This window comes from Zhaonella formicivorans (assembly GCF_004353525.1).
GTDB lineage: Bacteria > Bacillota > DUOV01 > DUOV01 > Zhaonellaceae > Zhaonella > Zhaonella formicivorans.
On the sequence record NZ_CP085524.1, the window covers coordinates 1,443,232 to 1,464,475 of the forward strand.

Here is a 21,244-nt window from a genome sequence, read left to right on the forward strand (position 1 = left end):
GAGCTCTGAACCAAAAATAATCCTCCCCTCTGCAACAAGGGGAGGTGGCTGTTAAATATTATTTTCCATCAAAAATCTTTCCAATTCAGTTTTAGCCACAATATATGACCTGCCGGGTTTTTTGGCGGACAACTTACCTTTATGGATCAGATTCAATACTTTTTGATAAGCATTTTTTGTAGTGAAGCCCAGCAGTTCTGCAGCCCTTACGGTAGACAAATACTCTTCGTCATCAAGCGCCGCCATGTTCACCGGATGGGTATTTTGCCCAGTGTATTCCACAGGCAGGAGTCCTGCCTGCTTTAGTTCTCTGACCAAACCGAGTATAGTATCTACCTTGGCGTTGATGGTGGTTTGATTTTCCGCTATTTCCCGCAAAACTTCTTTCAACTGCTCTAAACTCTCCGTTTGTTTTTCCGGCTCTTGTGGTCTGCCTTCTTGCCGTCTCCGGGCTGCCCTGTTTGCCTCATTGTAAATAGCGGCTGTTTTCCTGCTGCTGCCCCCAGTCACCACCCCCACCGGCTCCCAGGGATCAAAGATAACCTGGGTATAGCCACATTTGGCACAAGAAAAATAAGCGTTATTAAAACTGCGGAAGCGGTAAATGAGGTAATCGCCTTTACAGGAAGGGCAATTGCCGTAAAACTTCTTTTTCTTGACGGGAAACATCGTAATTCTCCTTTCGGCAGCTGGCTGCCATAGCTTTCAGCTTTAGGCCCTATAGCTTTGCGTCACCGGCTTTAGCCGGTTTTGCCTTTTCGTTGGTTACTATTTTACTTTGCTATTTTTGCAATAAATCCTCCTTTGCAGGCTTAACTTAGTTAAAATTTTTATTTTTATAAAAGCTCACAGCTATGTTCCGCTGTATTTTTACCCTCCTGTACTTGCTCATGACAATTGGCCAACAATTGGGCACAATACTCAATTATTTCGCTCCTGCGCACAATCCCGATAAAGATCCCCATATCATCCTCAACAGGTACAAAATTTTGTACCTTAGCCAAGCTAATTAGATCCAGCATTTCCGCATCAATCCGTACCGGTTTGTTTTCCATCCGGCGCGGCACTTCTTCTAAAGTGTATTTGTGAGCATTTTCAAAGCTCAGACCAGGTGTATTTTTTATCTTCCACAGCAGATCCCCTTCGGTTAGGGTCCCCACGTACCTGCCCTCCCGGTCGATAATGGGAACTGCTGTATAGCGGTGCCGCTCCATTCTTTCTAAAGCTTGCCTAATAGTTGATTGGGGCGTCAAATAAACTACTTCGTCTTTGGGCAAAAGAAAAAAGGCGATGTTCATGGTTGCATTTCCCTCCCAAAGTTATTATAGCTATCTTTGCGAAAATATCACAAGGAATATTTTTTCGCATTTAGGGTAGCAATATAAAGGAGGAAATCTTTTTAAAGAAAAGGATGGGGTAAATTGGACACCATAGAAGAAAACCTGAAATACTTTATGGATAAGCATGGGAAAATATACGAAGCTTACGAGGACTACGGCAAACTGGTCCATTATGAAGGAGGGCCATTGGACGAAAAGACCCGCTGGCTAATCAAAGTAGCGTTGTCAACCGCCTGTCAGTACGAATATGCCTTACGCACCCATATCATTAAAGCAATTAAAAGCGGGTGCACTAGGGAAGAAATTGAACACGCCATCATGCTGGTGGCACCTACGGCAGGATTTCCCAAGACCATGGAAGGGTTTCTAATTTTGAGGCAGGAGATGGGGGAAACACTGTCTTCATAATCACCTGCATAATTAAAAAACTGACCCCCTATCCTACAAGGATAGTAAGAGCCAGCTTATGAACACTTCTCAAATGTATTATTTGCTCTGGACAAGCTCGCACACCGTTAGCGGCTGCAAAGCCTTCGGCCTAGGGCGAAACCTGTCCCGCTCCATAATACATTCGAGCACATAATAGTTTGTTGACAGCCCGACACTCAAGCCTTATAAAGCAGGGAGGTGTTTTAGCTATGCCAACAGCAAACGGTCGTTGACCATAGCGCTTCCACTGGTCCGTTCAAACAACTTCAGCAAATCGTCAACTTGCAATTTTTTCTTTTCAGAGGAATCTATATCCAGTATAATTTTGCCTTCGTGCATCATGATGGTGCGGTTTCCGTATTTCAGAGCATCCCGCATATTATGGGTTACCATAAGAGTCGTTAAAGAGTCGGTTTTGACAATTTTATCTGTGAGGTCAAGGACCTTTTGCGCTGTTTTGGGGTCGAGAGCTGCTGTATGTTCATCCAAAAGCAGCAGTTTCGGCTTGTTAATGGTGGCCATTAGCAGTGTCAAAGCCTGGCGCTGTCCACCGGACAGGAGTCCCACTTTTGCTCTGAGCCTGTTTTCCAGGCCCAGTTCCAGCTTGGCCAGCTGTTCCTTGAAAAAATGCTGCTCTTCTCTGGTAACACCCCATTTTAATCCCCGCTTTTTACCCCTGCGCAGTGCCATGGCCAGGTTCTCCTCAATAGTCATGGAAGCGGCAGTGCCCAGCATTGGGTCCTGAAAAACACGACCGATATATGCTGCCCTGCGGTGTTCCGGCAATAAAGTAAGCACCGACCCATCGAGAGAAACAGAGCCTTGATCAGGTGGATAGACACCGGCGATAATATTCATCAGCGTCGACTTGCCGGCACCGTTGCCGCCGATAACAGTTACAAAGTCGCCCGCCTCCAGGTGCAGAGTAACACCGTCCAGGGCGATCTTTTCGTTGACACTCCCTTTGTTAAAGGTCTTTCTAACATCTTCCACCTTAAGCACTTTGCCCACTCCTTCCGGAAGCAATCAAGCCCTGCAGTTTATCCTTTAAAACAGGAGAAGCCAGAGCCAGCGCAACAATCAACGCCGTAAACAATCGCAGATCCGTGGGTGGCAGCCCCAGTTGGAGCACAATGGCTATTACCATCCTGTAAACAATGGAACCCAAAACAACTGCAATCAAAGTGCGTACCATTGTTTTATTCCCAAAGAGCACTTCGCCAATAATGATGGAAGCCAAACCAACAACGATTGTCCCAATGCCCATACCCACATCGGCAAAGTTCTGGTACTGGGCAACCAAAGCCCCGGAGAAAGCCACCAAAGCATTGCTGATCCCCAGCCCTGCCATCTTCATCACGTTGGTATTCACCCCGAGGCTGCGGATCATCTGCTGGTTATCACCGGTGGCCCGCATGGCAAACCCTATCTCCGTATTGAGGAATAACCAGAGCAGCAGGATAACTATGCTTGCGCTCGCGAGACCGATGACAAGCACTGCCCATTCCCCGGGCACCCCTAAACCAGTAAGCCTGCTGATTATGGTTTCCATCCGGAGCAAAGAGATATTAGCTTTGCCCATCACGCGTAAATTAACGGAGTATAGGGCAATCATGCTTAAAATACCCGACAAAAGGGGAGCAATTTTAAACTGGGTATGCAAAATCCCGGTAATTACACCTGCCACGGCCCCTGCAGCCAAAGCCACTATTGTCCCTAGCCAGGGATCATACCCCTCAAAAACAAGTCTGGCCGCTACAGCTGCCCCCAGGGCAAAACTGCCGTCTACTGTTAAATCAGCATAATCCAGGACCCGGAAAGTTACATAAACGCCCAGAACCATGATTGACCATAATAAGCCTTGTTCGAATGCTCCTGCGAAGATGCTCAAATCCATTCCTCTGTCACCTATTCGTTAATTTATTCAACAACCTGCGCCTTATCCAGTATTTCCTGTGGAATCGTCACGCCCATGCGCTCTGCTGCCTTTTTATTTACTACTATATCTATCGATTTCAGGCTTTCAATAGGCATACTTGCCGGGTCAGCACCTTTAATTACTTTTAAGGCCATTTCACCGGTTTGACGTCCAAGTTTGTAGTAATCAATTCCAATGGTAGCCAGGGCTCCGCCTTCTACCATACCTTTTTCACCCACAATTAAAGGCAGCTTGGCCGCTTCCGCAACAGATACCACACTGGCGATGGATGAAGCCACCACGTTATCAGTAGGGACATAGATGGCATCAACCTTGCCCACCAAAGATTGGGTCACCTGCATCACTTCCGCGCTGCCGGTTACAGTGGCTTCCACAATCTCCAAGCCAAGTCCGGCGGCTGCTTCTTTGGCAATTTCCACCTGCACCTCTGAATTGATTTCGCTGGAGTTATAAATAACTCCCACCTTCTTGGCGGCAGGCACAATTTTTTGCAACAGATCCAATTGCTCCTTTACCGGCGTCATATCAGTGGTACCGGTTACATTGGTGCCTGGCTCTTCATTGCTTTTAACCAGCTTGGCCGTCACCGGATCAGTAACAGCAGTAATCAGAATAGGTATCTTGTCTGTTTCGCCGGCCATGGCAATAGCAGATGGAGTTGCAATAGCAAACGCCATGTCCACCTTGTCAGTTACAAATTTCTGGGCAATAGTCTTGAGGTTGGACTGATCACCCTGGGCATTTTGGTAGTCAACTACTAAATTCTCGCCCTCTTTGTAGCCGTTTTCAGCCAGCACGTCAAGAAAACCCTGACGGGATGCATCCAAAGCGGGATGCTCAGCCACCTGAATAATCCCAAGTCTGAATTTCTCTCCCCCTTGGGCTTCCTTGTTGGCGTCGCCCGTCCCTTGGGAGCCGCATCCTACAGCGGCCAATGCTAAGGCCAACACCACAGTCAACAGCAAAGCAACTTTTTTCATCTCTCTTCTCCCTCCGTTTGATTCGGCAGGGTAGCAGTAAAGCAACAAAAAACACCCAGCATGGGTGTTTATAATCAGCATAACTCCCCACTACCGTTCTGCCGTCCTGCTATAAATTTATCTTGTACCTACCGTACTCACCTAGATTTTACTCTAACAGGACAAATGCTGTCAACGTAAACCCATTGGCAGTGTTGTTAATTTTAGAAAGCCCCCACTTGGAGGTGAACTGCCGTACTATAAAACAGCCCTCTGCCGTGGCTGATGGCAGAAAAATTCCCGCTAGTTCATAGCGGGTTAAATTACAAAATCTTCTATTTGTTCGGGTTTCAGGGAAAACTCCACAAAAATCTGTTCCCTGTTCCTGGTAAAATCATAACCGGTCCGGTCCCGCATCCGCCCCATGGGAACTGAGACAATGCTTTTTACCTTGCCCGGCAAAGGAGTCATTATCACGACCCGGTCAGCCAGGTAAACGGCTTCATCTATGTCGTGGGTGACAAAGATAATTGTCTTATTAGTCTCCTGCCAGATGCGGACAATCTCCTCCTGCATCTTGTAGCGGGTTATGGCATCAAGGGCACCAAAGGGTTCATCCATAAAAATGACATCAGGCTCCACAGCCAATGCCCGGGCAAGGGCCACTCTTTGTTTCATCCCACCCGAAAGTTCCCGGGGGTGATGGTAGGCAAATTGTTCCAACCCCACCAGCTGAATATACCGCCGAGCCACTTCTTCCCTTTCAGCCCGGGGCATTCCGGCAGACTCCAGTCCAAAAGCCACGTTGTCCAAAACGGTCCGCCAGGGAAAAAGCCCGTATTCCTGGAAAATGGTGATATGTTTTGGGTTGGGCTTAATGACTTTTTCGCCGTCGATGAGGATTTCCCCCGCCGATGGCTGGCTAAAGCCTGCCAGCATGCTGAGCAGCGTGGTTTTGCCGCACCCGCTGGGACCCAGCAGGCACACAAATTCCCCCTCATGGATATCCAGGTTTACTTTCGCCAGGGCCTGCTGTTTTTCGCCTCGGTTATTGATATAAAATTTTTCCGCATCTCTGATTTGTATCTTAACTTTATGCATCGCTTTCCACCCCTAGTCCCCACCGCTTGTTGACCCATCTTTCTCCCATGGTTATAAGCCTATCAATTATTAGGCCAAATAAACCGATAAAAATGATTCCGGTAATGACAAGCTCATAGCGGATGGTATTCCGGGCATCAACAATCAGAAACCCGAGGCCGGAACGGACTCCCATCATTTCACCCGCCACCAAGTGAATCCATGCCGAGCCAAGAGCAATATGTAAACCCACGGCAATATAAGGAAATGAAGCCGGGATCACGATTTTGCGCAAGATGTCCAGTTCCTTGGCACCGAAATTTCGGGCCACTTTCAGGTAAACCTGGTCCACGTTACGCACTGCCGCCACCGTAGCAAGCAGAATCGGGAAGAAGGCGGATATAAAGATGATGAATATGGGTGAAGCATCCACAGAAAACCATAATACGATAAGCGGCATCCAGGCAATGGGAGACACCGGACGCAGTACCTGCACAAAGGGTTCCAGTGCCGTCCAAAGCCTTGTGTACCAACCGCAGAGTAGACCCACGGGGATGGCCAGGAGGGCCGCCGCCCCGTAGCCCAAGAGCATCCTGAAAAGGCTGACTCCGATATGCTCAAACAGTTGACCGCCGGTTAACAGTTCCAACATCCCCTGGAGTACGGCCAAAGGAGAAGGAAGCAGGTGCGGGGGAAACAGTTTCCCCCAGATGAGCCCCTGCCAGATCAAAAGCACAATGCCAAAAGTAAATAATGGCAAAATATACTTTTCAACCCTTGCGGACATTTATTTCACCTTCTCATAGGCCTTGACAGCGTACCGGTCCGCTACCAATTCGTCAATGTTCACTTTCCCCTGTAAGAGGCCCATCTCAACCAGGTAATCCTGCACAGCAGCAAATTCTTCTTTTTCAGGCTTGAGGTTGGAATAACTGATATATTTGAGGGACTCCTCCCACAGCTCACTCTTGATGTTCATGTATTCCTGGGCAATCTTTACAGCCTCCGCCCGGTTTTGGTCAATATACCGGCCAGCTTTGACGAAACTGTCCATAAACTCCTGGGCAGCCTCGGGGTTCTGCTTGATGAATTCTTGATTGAGGACCAGGCCGCAGCAGATCCAGTCGGGCCAGATATCATTAGCCTTAAGGAGTACCTTGCCCTGACCCCCTTTTACCGCTTGCGTGCCAAAAGGCTCTGCTACAATGTAGCCGTCCACCTCTCCCCGGTTCAGCGCACCCATCATATCAGGCGGCGGCATTTCAATCCAGTTTATTTCCTCGTACTTTATGCCTGCTTCTTTTAAAGCCTTATATAGTAAAATATTATGACCTGATAAGCGGTGGGGGATAGCCACGGTTTTGCCTTTCAGGTCGGCCAGGGAGTTGATCTCATTTTTTACGGTGAGGAAATCCCCGTTGCGGTGACTTAAAAGCTGCATCTGGGTGGGAATTCCCTTTTCGTAACTTGCCATAGCGAGCTCCGACATGGTAATGGCGCCCTGAATCTGGCCGGAATTTAAAGCTTCGGTAAGCTCCGGCCAGGAACTGAACTTGACCGGCTCAACGTTGACATTTTTAAAGTTAGCGTTGTCCAGCTTGTGGCTGACTACCAGCGGCAAAGAATGGGTAATGGGTAAATAGCCGATTTTAAGAGTAATTTTTCCACTGCCATCCGGACCGGCAGCCTGCTCTTTCCCGCCGCCGCAACCGCCGACAACCAGCCCGACGCCGATGAGCAGTACAATTAATCCTAACCATAGCTTCCTCTTCCTCACTTTTTATCTCTCCTTATTATGGTCATTTTAGTTCCAACCCAGGGCTTGACGCTTGCGGTGAATATGCATGCGGACGGTCTGAGCCGCCAGCTTAGGATAGGGTTCAGTGTAAACTTTGGCTCCTACTTTTTCATAGAGCCCCTCACCCGCAAAGAAGTCCACAATGTCGTTGCTGCCCCGCTCCAAGTCATCCTGGGACTGGGCATTCTCTTTTAATTTCGGGATGGGTACCGGAATAGGAGCCGGGTATCCAATGCAGTTGCTGACCCCATGGGCCAGGAAACTGACCCCTTGTCCCACAGTCTTCTCATTGCCCGGTTCGGGGCCCACAAAGATAAAAGGCATGTCCTTAAGGTCCACCCCGGCTGCCTTTGCCAATTCGATAAAGAGTCGCAGAGTCCGGGTGTTGTCTACGCAGCCCCCTACTGCCAGTACCGGCGGGATGCCAAGTTCACGGCAAACTCTACCCAGTCCCTCTCCCGCCAGCTCTGCGGCTTCCGGCGCACACAGTCCGTTGTTCAACAGGGCATGGGAGCAGCAGCCGGTAGTGGTAATAAGAATATTGGCTTCAATCAGATTTCTGGCAATGGTCACCTGGCTGTGCTCATAAGGCACCTTGGGGTTATTGCAGCCCACCACGGTGGCTATACCTTTAATAGTGCCGTCTTTAATGAGCGAAAGGAGCTTATCCCTGCCGCCAAAGGCCTCCAGGATGGATTCAAAACTCCAGCCACTCATAGCGGTAGTTATTTCTTTGGGAATATGCATTTTGGAACGGTCCCGCTTGGCGAAAGCCTCCACCGCCGTCCTGGCAACCAGCATGGCATCGTCATCCAGAGTTTCCGGATGGTCCACATCAAAAGGTATATGGATAGCGCCAGGGATCCTGTTGGAATTACAAGTAGTGATGATCTCTGTGCCGAAGCAGTCAGCCACGATCTTCATCCCTGGGATTACGCACTGCATATCCACCACAACCGCATCAACGGCGCCGGTACCCAGGGCAAACTCCTGTCCCAGAATATTGGTAACCGTAGGTATGCCATAGCGGGCCAACAGTTCATCCCCTGTGCAGCACATGCCTCCTATCACGATCCCTTTAGCCCCAACCTGACGGGCCAGGTCCTGTATTTCCGGAGTGGCTATTTTCTCCAGGATTTTCTCAACCATTACCGGGGAATGGCCATGGACCAGAATATTAACATGGTCTTCCTTCATGATCCCGTAGTTGACCTTGGTGAGTTTCGGCTTGGGGATGCCGAAGAGTATTTCCGTAGCCATGGAGGACCCAAAAAGAGTGCTGTAGCAGTAAGCCAGAGCTGACCTGAGCTCCTGGGAAGCCAAAGCAGTCCAGTCGGAACAAGCCCCAAGAGTGGTCATGTGCAGCGTCTCCATGGTTTCATAAGCGGCTGAGCGAGGTATAACTCCCAAGCTTTGCCAGGTTTTTTTTCTTTCTTCGGGAGCAAAAACCTCCAGCAGCTTGATAGGCTCTGCCGTCATCCGGCTGAGGTCCTGAAGCAGGACCAGGGCTACCTCTTTAGCTGCCTGTAGGAGCTCTTTATCACCTGTATTAATGCCTAATTTTTCAGCCAGTTCCCAGACCCTCTCTTCCCCCTTCAAGGTCAGGTTGGCCTTGCCGTCGGCAGCGGCGATAATGCTCATGATCACTTCATGGGCGTGCATGGCGTGGCCGCTCAAGCCGGCTACCAGGGCACGCACGATGTTGCCCATGATCGTTGAATTCATGTCTTTTCCGCAGATTCCCCGCGGCGCTTTCTCGCTCAGTCGGCAGGGGCCCCACTGGCACATGCGGCAGCACAGCCCCCGCAGACCATAGCCGCACATGGGCTGCTGGGCTTCAAAACGGTCCAAACTGGTCTCTACGTTCATTTTGTCCAGGCGCTCAATTAGCTCCTTAGTTGCCGGGTTGGGTGTCATTTTAAGGACATCTTCTTTTCCGGGCATTTCTGCGTTTAAAATGTGATACTGGTATTTCAACGGGTGCTCCCCCTTTTTGTTATTGCAAGTTTGAAAATAAGGATGTAGACAGGTAGCGCTCGCCCGTATCCGGAAGCACTACAACCAGGCGCTTGCCGGCGTTTTCCGGCCTTTTGGCGATTTGCAGGGCCGCAAATGCAGCCGCTCCTGAAGATATTCCGACCAGAATCCCCTCTTCCCGGGCAAGCTTTCTGGCAGTCTCCATGGCCTCCTCATCGCTTACCTGGAAAATCTCGTCGATGACTTCCACATTCAATATTTCCGGCACAAATCCGGCGCCAATACCCTGGATTTTATGGGGCCCGGCCATCCCGCCGGAAAGTACAGGCGACGCTGCCGGCTCAACAGCTACCACCTTTAGGCCGGGAAGCCGCTTTTTCAAAATCTCGCCAACCCCTGTCACCGTGCCTCCGGTGCCCACACCGCCAACAAAAATATCCAACCGACCGTCAGTATCGGTTAAGATTTCCTCAGCCGTGGTCAGGCGGTGAATCTCGGGATTAGCAGGGTTGGCAAACTGCTGGGGAATAAAGGCATTTTCGTATTCCTCCGCCAGTTGCTCTGCTTTTCTGATAGCGCCTTTCATTCCCTCCGCGCCGGGAGTGAGCACCAATTCCGCCCCATAGGCTTTGAGCAGGTTGCGGCGTTCAAGGCTCATGGTTTCCGGCATGGTCAGGATCAGCCTGTAACCTTTAGCCGCGGATACAAGGGCCAGGCCGATGCCTGTATTGCCGCTGGTAGGCTCAATAATGACCGTGTCCTGATTAATTAAACCCTGTTTTTCTGCAACCTCAATCATATTGAGGCCAATCCGGTCCTTTACACTTCCCCCCGGATTAAAAGACTCCAGCTTGGCCAGCACCTCAGCCTTAGAGGTGTTTAATTTGTTTAGCCTGACTAGCGGGGTACTGCCAATAAGTTGAGTAATATTCTGGTAAATTTTTCCCATGTTCTTCCTCCTTTTACAAAATTTAATCCATAGTTAATTGATATGATATTATGTATTTATCTGTATTATAGCATCAATCCCTAGTTAGTCAATAGGATTTATTTGTTTTAGAGGTAAAAAAACAGCAAGCCCTCCCTAAAAGGCATGCTGTTTTACATAAAAACAACTCTTCTATTGTTATAAGCTGACTAAATCCAAGAGTCCTTGGTCAGTGATTGTTACGTTCAGCACTGTCCCCTCTTCGGGGTTAAAGAAATACAACACGTTATCCTTGGGAAAACAAATGTTGTACGCAATATAGTCCACACCTTCCGCATCCAGGAAACGCCTGACATCAGGATGCAGCATAAGGGAATGGCCTGCTTTATCTACATTCAATCCAAGTCCATTTTTATCAGCTATTTCTTGCGCCAGCTTAGTAGCCCTCTTATAAATTTCATCAAAAGTCAGATTAGCTACAAAAAACTCATTGCCCACACAGTTTCTTTCGATTCTAGCCCTAACCCACATCAGCTTCACCTCCTTGACTTTCGCAATACCGCAAATTAACCAAACCACCAGCTTGCGGTGAGCTTGTTACCAAGATAATTTTACATAATACTTGGGGTCAAAGAAATAGAATTTATTGCATTCATTGGCAATTGGGGACATTTTGCAATGCATTTGCATAAGTTATACTAGAATCCATACAAAAAGGAGCGATAGCATGTCTAACGAAACCCGTCAACCGCCATGTCCGGGTGGCAATCTGTATACTATTCGCCCTGGTGATACGCTTTTTTCCATAGCTCAGCGTTTCAGAGTATCCCTTGATGATTTGCTGGAGGCAAACCCGGGAATAGATCCTGAGAATTTGAGGCCTGGTCAAATCATCTGCATCCCTTTAGCCGTACCTCCGGTGCAGTGCCCTCCCGGTTCCATTGTCTATGTAGTGCGTGCCGGTGACACCTTCTTCAGCATTGCCCAACGTTTTGGTGTAACTGTTCAGGCGCTGATCGCCGCCAACCCCGGGGTAGATCCTGAAGCTCTACTGGTTGGACAGCAGATCTGCATACCTGCGCAAGTACAGCCACCGCCCACCGGTTGTCCGGCAGGCACCACGCCCTATACAATCAGAGCAGGGGATACTTTCTTCGCCCTGGCCCGCCGCTTCAATACCACTGTTGAGGCCATCCAGGCAGCTAACCCCGGCGTCAATCCCAACAACCTCCAGATCGGGCAAGTCATCTGCATCCCTGGCAGGCCCCAGCCTACCGGCTGTCCTCCAGGTACTATGCCTTATACTGTCAGGTCGGGGGACACTTTCTTCGCCCTGGCCCGCCGCTTCAACACCACTGTTGAGGCCATCCAGGCAGCTAACCCCGGCGTTAACCCCAATAACCTGCAAATCGGGCAGGTGATCTGCATCCCTGGCAGGCCCCAGCCTACCGGCTGTCCTCCAGGTACTATGCCTTATACTGTCAGGTCGGGGGACACTTTCTTCAACCTGGCCCGCCGCTTCAACACCACTGTTGAGGCCATCCAGGCAGCTAACCCCGGCGTTAACCCCAATAACCTGCAAATTGGGCAAGTCATCTGCATCCCAAGGCGTGTATAAACCAAACTTTGCGACCCTTTAACAAAAGCAGCGCTTACCAAACGCTGCTTTTATGTTTAAAATAGGCCGCAAAATCGAGCCAGCCTTGCAAAAAAGGTCTGTTAACTGCCGGTTTATTTTTCTACCCAGAAGTTTTATCACGGTACCTGCTCCTCTGGTAAACCCGATTGCTGCCATCCCAGCCAATGTACCATCATGGCGCACCACTAACTTACGGTAGAGTTTGTTGAATTCATCCCTGCAAGCATGTACAACGCAACCTTCTCCCCCGGGATAAACAATTCCCCCGCTGCATAAATGCCGGCAATATTCGTCTGCAAGAAATTGTCAACTTGCTTTAGAACCAACTCAGCTCCATGGTAACGAGAAAATGTGACAAAGCATAAATGCTTTTTTGGTTTTTCGCGTTACCATTTAAGCCGGAGTTCGTCTATATAGATAGTTAAGGAGGCGCGCCTATGCAGCGTTTTTTAAAGTTGTACGACCAATATTTTGATGATGTATACCGCTACACTTATTTTAAGACGGGCAACAGCTGGGACACCGAAGACCTGGTCAGTGAAACTTTTCGTAAAGCATTTGAAAAAGCTCATACCATCAAAGGCTCCCCAAAAGCCTGGATCATGACCATAGCCCGGAATACGATAAACGACTGGTACCGTAAGAAGAAAGAAATCGTTACCGGCGATGAAGATTTGGACAAATATGCTTATTCCTATTCATTTGAAGAAATTTTTGAGCAAAAAGAGGAAATGAATTGTTTGAAAAGATCATTACAAGACCTGACAAAAGAAGAATTAGAGATTATAAACCTCAAGTATTTCTCAGGGCTAAAGCATAAAGAAATCGGCGCAATGCTGGGCAAATCAGTGGACGCAATCAAAATGAAATCCCTAAGAATTATCAAGAAGCTTGGGGAACTGGTAGAAAAATGCATGGAGGGATAAAGCATGGATGAAAAACTATTGGAAAAACAGCTCAGCAGGCTCAAAAATCAACTGCCTGTCAATCAGCAGTTCAAGCAAAACCTAAGGCAATCCTTTGTTCAGCTAAGACAAAACAAATGGCGCTTGAAGTCCTCGGCAGCTTTAGTTGCCGCGGCAGCCTGCTTGGCGTTTTTAATTTATTTGCTGTTTCCCGGCTATTTTGTGGACAAAGCCAATGCCGCAGCTTTAAAGATCTCCAATCAAATCTCCTTTGTGGATATCGGCGGCGGCCCGAATCTGGGGGTGGCAGAATACAATGGAACCATTTATCTCCCAATTGCCGGCAAAGGGCTGTTTGCTTATGACCAAAAAGGTCTGCACAAGCTGTCCGGCGAGGAAATTGGGTTTGTCAGGGCGTCTTCTGACGGCAACAAACTGGCGCTTTCAGTTGGCGGCAGCCTTAAGGTTTATGATTTGGTTAATGATACAATTACGGAAATATTGGCCGGAGACAAGACATCTACCTATTATGAGCAGCCGTCCTGGTCGCCAGACAACCAACGTATTATTTATACCAAAAAGGTTATAGCGCCACAGGAGCCCCATGGGTTCACGGTAAAAGAGTCAGGGATATATGAAATTAATGTCAACACCCGGAGCATTAGCCGGAAATTGGCTGACGGAGCTTATCCTTCCTATGTAAAAGGTTCTGAAGGAATCATTTTTGAGAGGGAAAATAAAGTGATCTTTAAAAATTTGCAAGACGGCTCGGAAAAAGTAATTGATGCCGGCAGGTTTCCCTCCGTCTCCCCCAATGGGGAATACGTTGCCTACGTCAAAACGGAACGCAAAGTACGAAAGCTTGCCGGAAATGCCTCGGTAGGAGAGTCTTTAAGCAATGTATGGATAGCAGACGTTAACTTAGCCACTAAGAAACAGGTTACTAGCAACTTCCCTTTGCGTTCTGTTGATGAAAAAACATGGGTCGCAGGACTGCAGGCAAGCAGCGTCCCACAAACACTGGAGTTTTCTGGCATGTATGATTACTATGACCCTGTTTGGGCCGGCGATTCCGGCAGCCTTTTCGTGCTGAAAAACTGCAATGGGGAAGGCGGGCCTATGCGGCTGATGCGCATCGACTTTTCAACCGAAAAAATGACGGCTGAAAATACTGTAAAAAAGTACCTGCAAGCTGTAGTGCTGAGGGATGATGACTATGCCAAAAGCTTAATGAAAAATCCCCCGGAAATCCTGACCGTATCTAACCCCCACCCGGTGGGTTATAAGATTATCGGTACAGGTCAGGAAAACGGCAGAGAATATGTGGAGGCAGAACTCTATTCCGCCTATACTGCCAACCCCTATTTTGCCGTCGTAAAGTCCAGGTATTACCTCTCCCCCGCTGCTGATGGCTATATTATTGACAGCATTGTTGATCTGGACAGCGTAGAGGTTGGTTCCAAGGATGGTAAAACCGTGACTCTATTCAGTGGGGGAAATGAAAAGGTATTATTTAAAGACAGCGACCTCCCGGCAGAATATATGCCAGGCGGGCAGCACCGATTTGCCTCACTGGCCTATGACGGACAAACCAACACCGTGGTATTTACGGTCCAGGCCTTGCAAGACAAAGAACAAAAGGCGGCTGTAAATATCCTGAGCTACAATTTGGCACAGCAAAAATTTAAATTAATCGATCAGGTGAATACCTTAAACGGGCAAGTCAATATTGGCGTTGAAAACCTGATTATGGAGCCTGCAGGAAGGTATATAGCGTTGGACCTGTTTTCGGATGACGACCCGGCCTATAGAAGCTATGTACGGGTTTATGATTTAAAAACCGGCAAAAAGGTTGATCTGAATTCTTTGTTGGTGCCAAGCGAGATCGAAACTTTACACACCAATTTCTGGGATGAAGACAAGCTGATAGTCAGGGCCACCGGCCACGGACAAACAATGGGATACATCTACAACTCAATTGAACAAAAACTGCACAGCTTTTAAGTAAACACCCCTTACTAAATAGTAAGAGGCTCAGACCGTTGACAAACTCCTTTAGCCCGCATGTATTATGGAACGGGACTTGTTTCGCTCAGCCGTCGGCAGCTTTGCCAAAGGTCAACGCGTGCGAGCTTGTCCAGAGCGAAATAATACATGCGGGCTTTGTCTACAAGCTGGGCTTTTTTATTGAAGCATATTCCACACCAAGGCTGCTGCCCCAACCACCCCGGCATCCTTGCCCAAAGCAGCCGGTACAATTTCGGCCCGGGCTGCGGGGCCGAAGCCCAGCTCCCGGACCTGGCGGCGCACAGGCTCAAAGAGCACTTCTCCCACATTGGCTACGCCGCCGCCAATTACCACCCTTTCGGGGTTTAACACGTTAACCAGATTAGCTACACCAACACCCAGGTACAGCAAAGCCCGCCGGATTACAGCCGCAGCCAGCTCATCCCCTAACTGCCGGGCTTGAAAAACATGCTCGGCCTTTATTTCTCCTCCACCTGCCAATTCTGTCACCATGCTTTGTTCGCCCCGGGCTATGCGCCGGCGGACCTGGCGGGCAATAGCGCTGCCCGAGCTAATTGTTTCCCAACAGCCACAATTGCCACAATTACAAAGCTCTCCCTGAGGGTCTAGCACCATATGCCCCACTTCACCGGCCACACCCCAGGCGCCATGCACCAGGCGACCATCTTGAATAATCCCGCCGCCGATCCCGGTGCTGATGGTCAGATATAGCATGTGGCGGACGCCGCGTCCACTGCCAAAAAGGTATTCCCCCAAAGCAGCGGCGTTGGCATCATTATCCACTGCTACGGGCAAAGAGTAACGCTGCTCAAAACGCTCTTTCAGATTAACGTTTCTCCAGCCGGGGAGATTAGTCAGGTTATGAACAATTCCTTCTTTCCAATCTACTATACCCGGCGCACCAATACCAATTCCGGCGACTTGCTCCGCGGAAACGCCGGCTTTGGCCAGGGCTGCATCAAACAAGCAGTTGATCCTTGCCAGCACCCTTTCAGGGCCTTCTTCACCCCGGGTCCATTCTTGAACCCGTTGCAGAACCTGACCGACAGTATCGACAACGGCCACGGCAATTTTGGTCCCCCCTAAATCTATGCCCACAAGGTATTTCCTACAGCCCCCTTGATGCATCCCATCGGCACCTTCCTATCCATTGAATTTATTTAACTATATCATTTATCCAACAACTAGTCTTTACGCTTACAAGAATTTCTAACCACCAATCGTGGTTGCACTATGATCTCCTCTAGGCCCTGCTGTCCTTCAATCAGCTGAAGCAAACGTTCCATAGCCAATCTTCCCAGCTCAAAGGTTGGGTTTTCGACGGTTGTCAGCGGCGGAAAAACGCTGGCCGCTATATCTGTATTGTCATATCCCACCACCGAAACATCATCGGGCACCCGGTAACCATGGGCATACAAAGCCCTGATAGCCCCGGCAGCCATATAGTCGTTGGCACAGAAGATCGCTTCAGGGGGAGGGCCTGCCTGTAACATCCGTTCCATAGCCTCGTAGCCGCTGCCGGTTGTAAAATCGCCATACTGCAGCCAACCTTCTCTAACTTTTACCCCAGCCTGCATCACGGCATCAACAAAACCCTTTTCCCTGACTACCGCATCATAGTGGTTAGCGGGCCCGTTTATAAAGCCTATACCGGTATGTCCCAAATCTATTAAATGCCCAGTGGCCAGCCTGGCACCATGATAGTTGTCCAAAGTTACGTTTTTGCTCCTGTTCGGGCAAGCGCTAGGGTTTAGCAGCACATAAGGAAAGTTTCCACGCTCAAGGTCCTGTAAAAAGCTGTAGTAATAGTTATACTGGGGCACAATGATCATCCCGTCGTTTGATTGATCACGGGACTTTTGCACCAGTAAATTGGTAGCCTCAATCTCCTCCCAGGTCTTGACGGAAAAGTTGAGTGCATAACCCCGCTGCTCCGCCACGCTCAAAATACCCCGCAACATAGGATAAAAGTATGAGCATTCTCCTGTCAGATCGGGGTTATGCTGGCTGTTAAGGATATAAAGGCCGATGGTGTTACTTTTCCCGGTAATCAAATTACGCCCCACCGAACTTTGAACATAATTCAATCTGAAATATTCATAGCCATAATAGGCCATGGAAATTTTGTAACAAAATGGTGTTAAGATATATCTTGCTTTCTCATGTTGGCCCTGTAACCTGTTGTAAAAAACACGCACAAGGCATTGATATGGTATACGATGTAAGAGATGCATAAAACTGGATGATTTGAAGCTATAGCTGCCCCTTGTTCCTTAATTATGGCTTAAAAACTAGTTTTTTTAGTAATTTATTCATTTACTAAACAAGGCAAACTGCTTATATTTTGCAAGGTTTGTATAAATGAATTTTGGTATATATAAGAGCTGCATAACTTCCAGGTCCAGTAGCGAGCGGAACGTACCAGTTTCCCTGCAATTTTGATTAATTTCAACCGCAGTGTCTCCATTCGGTTTGGTTTCATTGGTTCAGGCAAGCACAACCTACGAAACCAGTTGTTAAAGTTGTATGCCAACATGGATAACTGCAGTTTTACTGCATTGGATTCAAAGTTAGTGCTGCTAAGTTTGTGACAAGCGAATCCATTTTTGGCTTCCTTAATAAAGTTTTCCATATGTCCACGTTGACAGTAAAAACGAACGATATTACGCGGTTGTAGTTCCATGTTTGTCACGATAAACGTGAATTCAAAGAACAATTGTCCAGCAGGCCGTTCCATTTTGACAACAACGCGGCGGGCACGATCCCAACTAGTAGCTTGATACAGAAATTCCCGGTAGTGGACTTGCCTTTCATGCAGTCTTTCAGGGTTTAATACTTGGTCCGCCATGGACTGTGCAACAGATTGAAGACGAGCATTGGCTTTTAAGCGAATTACATATTTATGACCCTTGGTTTCTACTAGTTTAAAGAGTTCTGGAACGGCAAAACCACTATCTGCGCGCAAAACAATTAAAGGATTGCTAACCCAAGCCTCATACCTTTTAAGGAGTGGACCGACAAATCGCACCACCTGACGAGAAGTATATACGTTGCCAGCACGAAGCTCGGCTTTAAGGCAATCACCTGTTAGTCCATCAAAACAAAATAGAGGGTGAAACCCCCACTCTTGATAATGAGAATTGAAGTTTGCTCCATATTGATTACCGTAAGCAGTAAAGCCGGAAGAATCAAGATCCATAACAAACTGGTCTTGGGGTTTAAGCATATATACTCGCTTTTGTAAGATTTCATTAATATGTTCCAATGATTTTGCAGTTGCAATATTCGCTTTTTCATTGAACCGGGAGATTGTTGGCTGCGAGGCCAAGCGCTTTTTCCCAGTAAAGCGGTGAGTAGGGGTTCTTCGGCTAACTCATCCGCATGATCATCAGCGTGATAACCAGCAAGATGCTGATAAAGCTTTTGGATAACCACATCACTATTAGGATGATCTCGGTGCATAACAGGGTCATCAACTACCAGCATTTTTTCAACAGTTTCTGAAAGGCCGAGTTTATAATCAAATTCCTTATACAATAACAACCCTGCATCTGAAGTTAGGTCGCCACCATTGAAATTAACTTTTATTCGGGAGTTGAAGTTCATGCTATATTCCTGTACACTTTTCATAAGAAGAGTCCTCCTTTGGTAAAGGTTGGTTTGCCAACACCATTACAATACCAAAGTTTGGGCTCTTTTTCCATGCTTTCATTTCACTTAATGGGTGATATGCTAAAGGCTTATTAATTCTTATTGCACTAAGGTTTTAAAGCTCAACAGATTTTTTATATGAATATTTCAGGTTCAATTTTCGCGAGGCTTCAAGCACACGTTTTTTTGTTTCCGCGTTTACCCCGTAGCCATTGTTTAGCGCCAGGCTGGCTGTGGCTATGGATACCCCAGCCAGGGCAGCCACATCCTTTAAAGTGGGTTTCATGCGTATAATTACACCTCAAAATTGATTGGATAATGTCCAAATTCATACGCCGTGTCAAAAAGGGCCAGAATGTTTTTCGGCGAACAGTTGGCCTGCAAGTTATGTCCGGAAGAAAAAATATATCCCCCTCCCGGTGCCAGGGCCTTTATCCGCCTTTTAGCATCGGCCACTACCAGCTCTCTGTCAAGGTGAAAAAGCCCTTGGTTGTCTGTACCACCGTGGAAGACTAACCGGGCACCAAATTCCCGTTTTATTTTCTCTGAATCATCCATATCCTTGGCAGAAGGTTGCAAGGGGTGAATAATATCAACGCCCATCTCCGCAAAATCCTGAAGAGCCCAGTAAATAGACCCGCAGCTGTGATAAGCAATTTTCGCCTTAGTTTTAGACTTAATAAACTCATGGAGCTTGGCAAAACGAGGCTTCACTACCTGGCGGAAATTATCGGGACTAATTAACGGGCCGGACTGCTGTCCCCAGTCATCGCCCACCCACAGGTATTCGATATATTCGCCAATAGCCTCCAAATACCCTTCATAAAAAGCCATCCACCACTCCAATAACCTGTCCAGGAGATATTCAGCCAGCTTGGGTTCCGCCACCGTATCCAACATAAACTGTTGATAACCCCTTAAATCCCAAGCAGGTGTATAAAGGGCAGCAATAGTTCCGCCAACCAACGCGTAATCCGTTTCTTCGTACAATTGACGGGCTTTTTCTTTCAGGCCTTTAAAACGGGCCGGATCCTGGGGATCAGGGAATTTAAACTGCTTGATCTCATTTAAACTTTTTCCTGCCAGGGGATGGCCAACCGAATCGGCGTAGTATTCCACCCGGCGGAATAATACACCCCATTCGTTGTACCAGCACCGGTTTTCATCTTCCCGGTACTCCCAACCTTGGGGAGCATTGGCAAAAATATACCTGGTATCAACGTGAAGCCGGTCTAAAACGCGGTCGTCAACCACTGCCAAGCGCTGTACCGGATCATAGATTTCAACCTCTAAGTCTAAGCCTAGATATTCCAAGAGATTTTTATATGCCACCTCATGCATACCAGAGACAATTCCACCATTGTCAATGGGAACCCGGTCAGCTTCCTGATGAGCAAGTGCCCTACGTACTCTTTCCCGTGGTGTCAGCATCTTTTCTCCTCCCTCATTTTTGCTAGAGCTCGTAGCATTAGTTGCTATTAGAACATAACTATGCAGTCGCACAATCTATTCTAAAATAGAGCCGATAAATTAAAGGGCCGGCCTACCACGACCGGCCCAAAGTAGGCTGTTACCAGCTCTTCATTTGTTCTTGGTAAGTATCGATATTGTCTTTGGTAACGAAAATAGTTCCTGAGTCAATAATCTGCTGTTCGGGCTTTTTGCCGTCCTTGATGTAATCCATCAAAATCTGAGAAGCTTGATAGCCCATGCGGTAGAAGTTTTGGGTTAAAGTACCGTAAATTAAATCGTTTTTAATGGCATCCACAGTTTCCTGCATGTCATCAATGGCCACGATAGTTACTTTACCTTTCAGGCCCATTTCGTCAACCACTTTGGCCGCAGCCGGACCAACTTCGGCAGCTACACCGATAATCACATTAGCCTCTGGATAAGTCTGGAGCAGGTTCTGGAACTTTTGCACCGCAACCATCATATCGCTGTTATCCGATTCTTTGGCCAGGATCTCGGTGCCGGGAGCTTTTTGCAATTCTTCAATGTAGGCTTCAATCATCTTATTGGCAACTTTGGCATCCATGGTGCTCTGCATAGTGAGTACTTTAGCGGGAGTACCGTTCAACTTCTTAATAATTTCCGTGGCACCGGTAGTGCCCAAGTTCTTTTCGTCTGTTCCTAAATAGGCCAGACGAGGTGCATTGGGCGCATCAGAGTTCACAATAACCACAGGAATACCAGCTTTTTCAGCTTTTTCCAGGACAGGCTGGAAAGCCTCAGGGTTTAGTGCCATGGTTATGATGCCGTCTACCTTTTGAGCGATGGCATTTTCAATTTGCTGGATCATGGCGTTGGCGTCAATGCCTTGGGGACCAACCCAGTCGCCGCTAAAGCCTAAATCTTTGGCAGCATCATCAAAACCGTTCTTAGCTACCAGCCACACCGGGTGCCCGATCAAAGGAGTCACAAAAACAATCCGCGGCTGCTCTTTGCTATTTTGGGAACCGCTGTCCCCACTTTGCCCAGTTCCACTCTGGCCACAGCCTGCCACAACCAAGCTTAAAATCACCAAAGCCACAATCAACCATACAGCTTTTTTACACATCTTGAGACCTC

The 21,244-nt window shown here is 48.0% G+C and carries 20 protein-coding genes, 1 pseudogene and 1 riboswitch; of the genes and pseudogenes, 4 read left to right on the plus strand and 17 right to left on the minus strand.

From position 1 onward, the window contains the following. Positions 1–51: 51 nt before the first annotated feature. Positions 52–669: a helix-turn-helix domain-containing protein gene (locus EYS13_RS07190; RefSeq protein WP_227767357.1), complete on the minus strand. Its 618-nt coding sequence runs from the start codon at positions 667–669 to the stop codon at positions 52–54. A 12-nt stretch (positions 670–681) separates the two neighbouring features. Continuing rightward, positions 682–765, minus strand: a riboswitch (cyclic di-GMP riboswitch). Positions 766–836: 71 nt separating this feature from the next. Continuing rightward, on the minus strand, positions 837–1,298 hold the full coding sequence (locus EYS13_RS07195; protein ID WP_227767359.1) for a CBS domain-containing protein: 462 nt from the start codon (positions 1,296–1,298) through the stop codon (positions 837–839). Positions 1,299–1,454: 156 nt separating this feature from the next. Here EYS13_RS07195 and EYS13_RS07200 point away from each other — a divergent pair, with 156 nt between their 5' ends. Further along, positions 1,455–1,748, plus strand: a complete 294-nt coding sequence (locus tag EYS13_RS07200) for a carboxymuconolactone decarboxylase family protein (protein ID WP_423055329.1) — start codon at positions 1,455–1,457, stop codon at positions 1,746–1,748. Between the two features lie 228 nt (positions 1,749–1,976). Here EYS13_RS07200 and EYS13_RS07205 read toward each other — a convergent pair whose 3' ends face one another. The 9 genes from EYS13_RS07205 to EYS13_RS07245 all read right to left on the minus strand — a co-directional run bounded on the left by EYS13_RS07205 (position 1,977) and on the right by EYS13_RS07245 (position 10,981). Next, positions 1,977–2,771 carry an ABC transporter ATP-binding protein gene (locus EYS13_RS07205; protein ID WP_227767363.1) on the minus strand — a complete coding sequence of 265 codons (795 nt, stop codon included), beginning with the start codon at positions 2,769–2,771 and terminating at the stop codon, positions 1,977–1,979. After that, the gene (locus EYS13_RS07210; RefSeq protein ID WP_227767365.1) at positions 2,764–3,666 is read right to left on the minus strand and encodes an ABC transporter permease; all 903 of its coding nucleotides are present in this window, start codon (positions 3,664–3,666) and stop codon (positions 2,764–2,766) included. The genes EYS13_RS07205 and EYS13_RS07210 overlap by 8 nt, the downstream gene beginning before the upstream one ends. A gap of 23 nt (positions 3,667–3,689) precedes the next feature. After that, on the minus strand, positions 3,690–4,688 hold the full coding sequence (locus EYS13_RS07215) for an ABC transporter substrate-binding protein (protein ID WP_227767367.1): 999 nt from the start codon (positions 4,686–4,688) through the stop codon (positions 3,690–3,692). A gap of 297 nt (positions 4,689–4,985) precedes the next feature. Next, the gene (locus tag EYS13_RS07220; protein ID WP_227767368.1) at positions 4,986–5,768 is read right to left on the minus strand and encodes an ABC transporter ATP-binding protein; all 783 of its coding nucleotides are present in this window, start codon (positions 5,766–5,768) and stop codon (positions 4,986–4,988) included. Then, positions 5,761–6,534: an ABC transporter permease gene (locus EYS13_RS07225; RefSeq protein WP_227767369.1), complete on the minus strand. Its 774-nt coding sequence runs from the start codon at positions 6,532–6,534 to the stop codon at positions 5,761–5,763. Before EYS13_RS07225 ends, EYS13_RS07220 begins: the two co-directional genes overlap by 8 nt. Beyond that, positions 6,535–7,524 carry an ABC transporter substrate-binding protein gene (locus EYS13_RS07230; RefSeq protein WP_227767371.1) on the minus strand — a complete coding sequence of 330 codons (990 nt, stop codon included), beginning with the start codon at positions 7,522–7,524 and terminating at the stop codon, positions 6,535–6,537. A gap of 27 nt (positions 7,525–7,551) precedes the next feature. After that, positions 7,552–9,522: an anaerobic carbon-monoxide dehydrogenase catalytic subunit gene (cooS, locus tag EYS13_RS07235; RefSeq protein ID WP_227767373.1), complete on the minus strand. Its 1,971-nt coding sequence runs from the start codon at positions 9,520–9,522 to the stop codon at positions 7,552–7,554. Between the two features lie 19 nt (positions 9,523–9,541). Beyond that, the gene (gene cysK, locus EYS13_RS07240; RefSeq protein ID WP_227767375.1) at positions 9,542–10,471 is read right to left on the minus strand and encodes a cysteine synthase A; all 930 of its coding nucleotides are present in this window, start codon (positions 10,469–10,471) and stop codon (positions 9,542–9,544) included. A gap of 177 nt (positions 10,472–10,648) precedes the next feature. Next, positions 10,649–10,981 (minus strand): hypothetical protein, encoded by a 333-nt coding sequence (locus tag EYS13_RS07245; protein ID WP_227767377.1) that lies wholly within the window; start codon positions 10,979–10,981, stop codon positions 10,649–10,651. A gap of 196 nt (positions 10,982–11,177) precedes the next feature. Here EYS13_RS07245 and EYS13_RS07250 point away from each other — a divergent pair, with 196 nt between their 5' ends. The 3 genes from EYS13_RS07250 (at position 11,178) to EYS13_RS07260 (ending at position 14,998) form a co-directional block, all read left to right on the plus strand. Next, a complete protein-coding gene (locus tag EYS13_RS07250) occupies positions 11,178–12,068 on the plus strand; it encodes a muramidase family protein (RefSeq protein ID WP_227767379.1) in 891 nt (296 codons plus the stop codon). A gap of 458 nt (positions 12,069–12,526) precedes the next feature. Then, complete coding sequence (locus EYS13_RS07255; RefSeq protein ID WP_227767381.1) at positions 12,527–13,015, plus strand: RNA polymerase sigma factor; 489 nt, start codon at positions 12,527–12,529, stop codon at positions 13,013–13,015. A 3-nt stretch (positions 13,016–13,018) separates the two neighbouring features. Continuing rightward, complete coding sequence (locus EYS13_RS07260; protein WP_227767382.1) at positions 13,019–14,998, plus strand: peptidase S9; 1,980 nt, start codon at positions 13,019–13,021, stop codon at positions 14,996–14,998. A 180-nt stretch (positions 14,999–15,178) separates the two neighbouring features. Here the strand turns inward: EYS13_RS07260 and EYS13_RS07265 are convergent, their stop codons facing one another. The 6 genes and pseudogenes from EYS13_RS07265 to EYS13_RS07290 all read right to left on the minus strand — a co-directional run bounded on the left by EYS13_RS07265 (position 15,179) and on the right by EYS13_RS07290 (position 21,233). Further along, positions 15,179–16,150, minus strand: coding sequence for an ROK family protein (locus EYS13_RS07265; protein ID WP_227767384.1), 972 nt, complete (start codon positions 16,148–16,150; stop codon positions 15,179–15,181). A gap of 56 nt (positions 16,151–16,206) precedes the next feature. Further along, a complete protein-coding gene (locus EYS13_RS07270; protein WP_227767386.1) occupies positions 16,207–17,076 on the minus strand; it encodes a LacI family DNA-binding transcriptional regulator in 870 nt (289 codons plus the stop codon). A 254-nt stretch (positions 17,077–17,330) separates the two neighbouring features. Then, positions 17,331–18,652: pseudogene (locus EYS13_RS07275) on the minus strand (IS1380 family transposase). A gap of 136 nt (positions 18,653–18,788) precedes the next feature. After that, positions 18,789–18,959 carry a LacI family DNA-binding transcriptional regulator gene (locus EYS13_RS07280; RefSeq protein ID WP_277998264.1) on the minus strand — a complete coding sequence of 57 codons (171 nt, stop codon included), beginning with the start codon at positions 18,957–18,959 and terminating at the stop codon, positions 18,789–18,791. A gap of 8 nt (positions 18,960–18,967) precedes the next feature. After that, on the minus strand, positions 18,968–20,104 hold the full coding sequence (locus EYS13_RS07285) for a uroporphyrinogen decarboxylase family protein (protein ID WP_227767388.1): 1,137 nt from the start codon (positions 20,102–20,104) through the stop codon (positions 18,968–18,970). Positions 20,105–20,243: 139 nt separating this feature from the next. Beyond that, positions 20,244–21,233, minus strand: a complete 990-nt coding sequence (locus tag EYS13_RS07290) for a sugar-binding protein (RefSeq protein ID WP_227767390.1) — start codon at positions 21,231–21,233, stop codon at positions 20,244–20,246. Between the last annotated feature and the right edge of the window lie 11 nt (positions 21,234–21,244).

What these genes read in the sequence shown, in the direction of transcription:
- EYS13_RS07280 (WP_277998264.1), bottom strand. Translation starts at nt 18,959, where the DNA reads ATGAAACCCACTTTAAAGGATGTGGCTGCCCTGGCTGGGGTATCCATA.
- EYS13_RS07245 (WP_227767377.1), bottom strand. Translation starts at nt 10,981, where the DNA reads ATGTGGGTTAGGGCTAGAATCGAAAGAAACTGTGTGGGCAATGAGTTT.
- EYS13_RS07190 (WP_227767357.1), bottom strand. Translation starts at nt 669, where the DNA reads ATGTTTCCCGTCAAGAAAAAGAAGTTTTACGGCAATTGCCCTTCCTGT.
- EYS13_RS07210 (WP_227767365.1), bottom strand. Translation starts at nt 3,666, where the DNA reads ATGGATTTGAGCATCTTCGCAGGAGCATTCGAACAAGGCTTATTATGG.
- EYS13_RS07215 (WP_227767367.1), bottom strand. Translation starts at nt 4,688, where the DNA reads ATGAAAAAAGTTGCTTTGCTGTTGACTGTGGTGTTGGCCTTAGCATTG.
- EYS13_RS07290 (WP_227767390.1), bottom strand. Translation starts at nt 21,233, where the DNA reads ATGTGTAAAAAAGCTGTATGGTTGATTGTGGCTTTGGTGATTTTAAGC.
- EYS13_RS07250 (WP_227767379.1), top strand. Translation starts at nt 11,178, where the DNA reads ATGTCTAACGAAACCCGTCAACCGCCATGTCCGGGTGGCAATCTGTAT.
- EYS13_RS07255 (WP_227767381.1), top strand. Translation starts at nt 12,527, where the DNA reads ATGCAGCGTTTTTTAAAGTTGTACGACCAATATTTTGATGATGTATAC.
- cysK (WP_227767375.1), bottom strand. Translation starts at nt 10,471, where the DNA reads ATGGGAAAAATTTACCAGAATATTACTCAACTTATTGGCAGTACCCCG.
- EYS13_RS07195 (WP_227767359.1), bottom strand. Translation starts at nt 1,298, where the DNA reads ATGAACATCGCCTTTTTTCTTTTGCCCAAAGACGAAGTAGTTTATTTG.
- EYS13_RS07200 (WP_423055329.1), top strand. Translation starts at nt 1,455, where the DNA reads ATGGATAAGCATGGGAAAATATACGAAGCTTACGAGGACTACGGCAAA.
- EYS13_RS07225 (WP_227767369.1), bottom strand. Translation starts at nt 6,534, where the DNA reads ATGTCCGCAAGGGTTGAAAAGTATATTTTGCCATTATTTACTTTTGGC.
- EYS13_RS07265 (WP_227767384.1), bottom strand. Translation starts at nt 16,150, where the DNA reads ATGCATCAAGGGGGCTGTAGGAAATACCTTGTGGGCATAGATTTAGGG.
- EYS13_RS07260 (WP_227767382.1), top strand. Translation starts at nt 13,019, where the DNA reads ATGGATGAAAAACTATTGGAAAAACAGCTCAGCAGGCTCAAAAATCAA.
- EYS13_RS07220 (WP_227767368.1), bottom strand. Translation starts at nt 5,768, where the DNA reads ATGCATAAAGTTAAGATACAAATCAGAGATGCGGAAAAATTTTATATC.
- EYS13_RS07285 (WP_227767388.1), bottom strand. Translation starts at nt 20,104, where the DNA reads ATGCTGACACCACGGGAAAGAGTACGTAGGGCACTTGCTCATCAGGAA.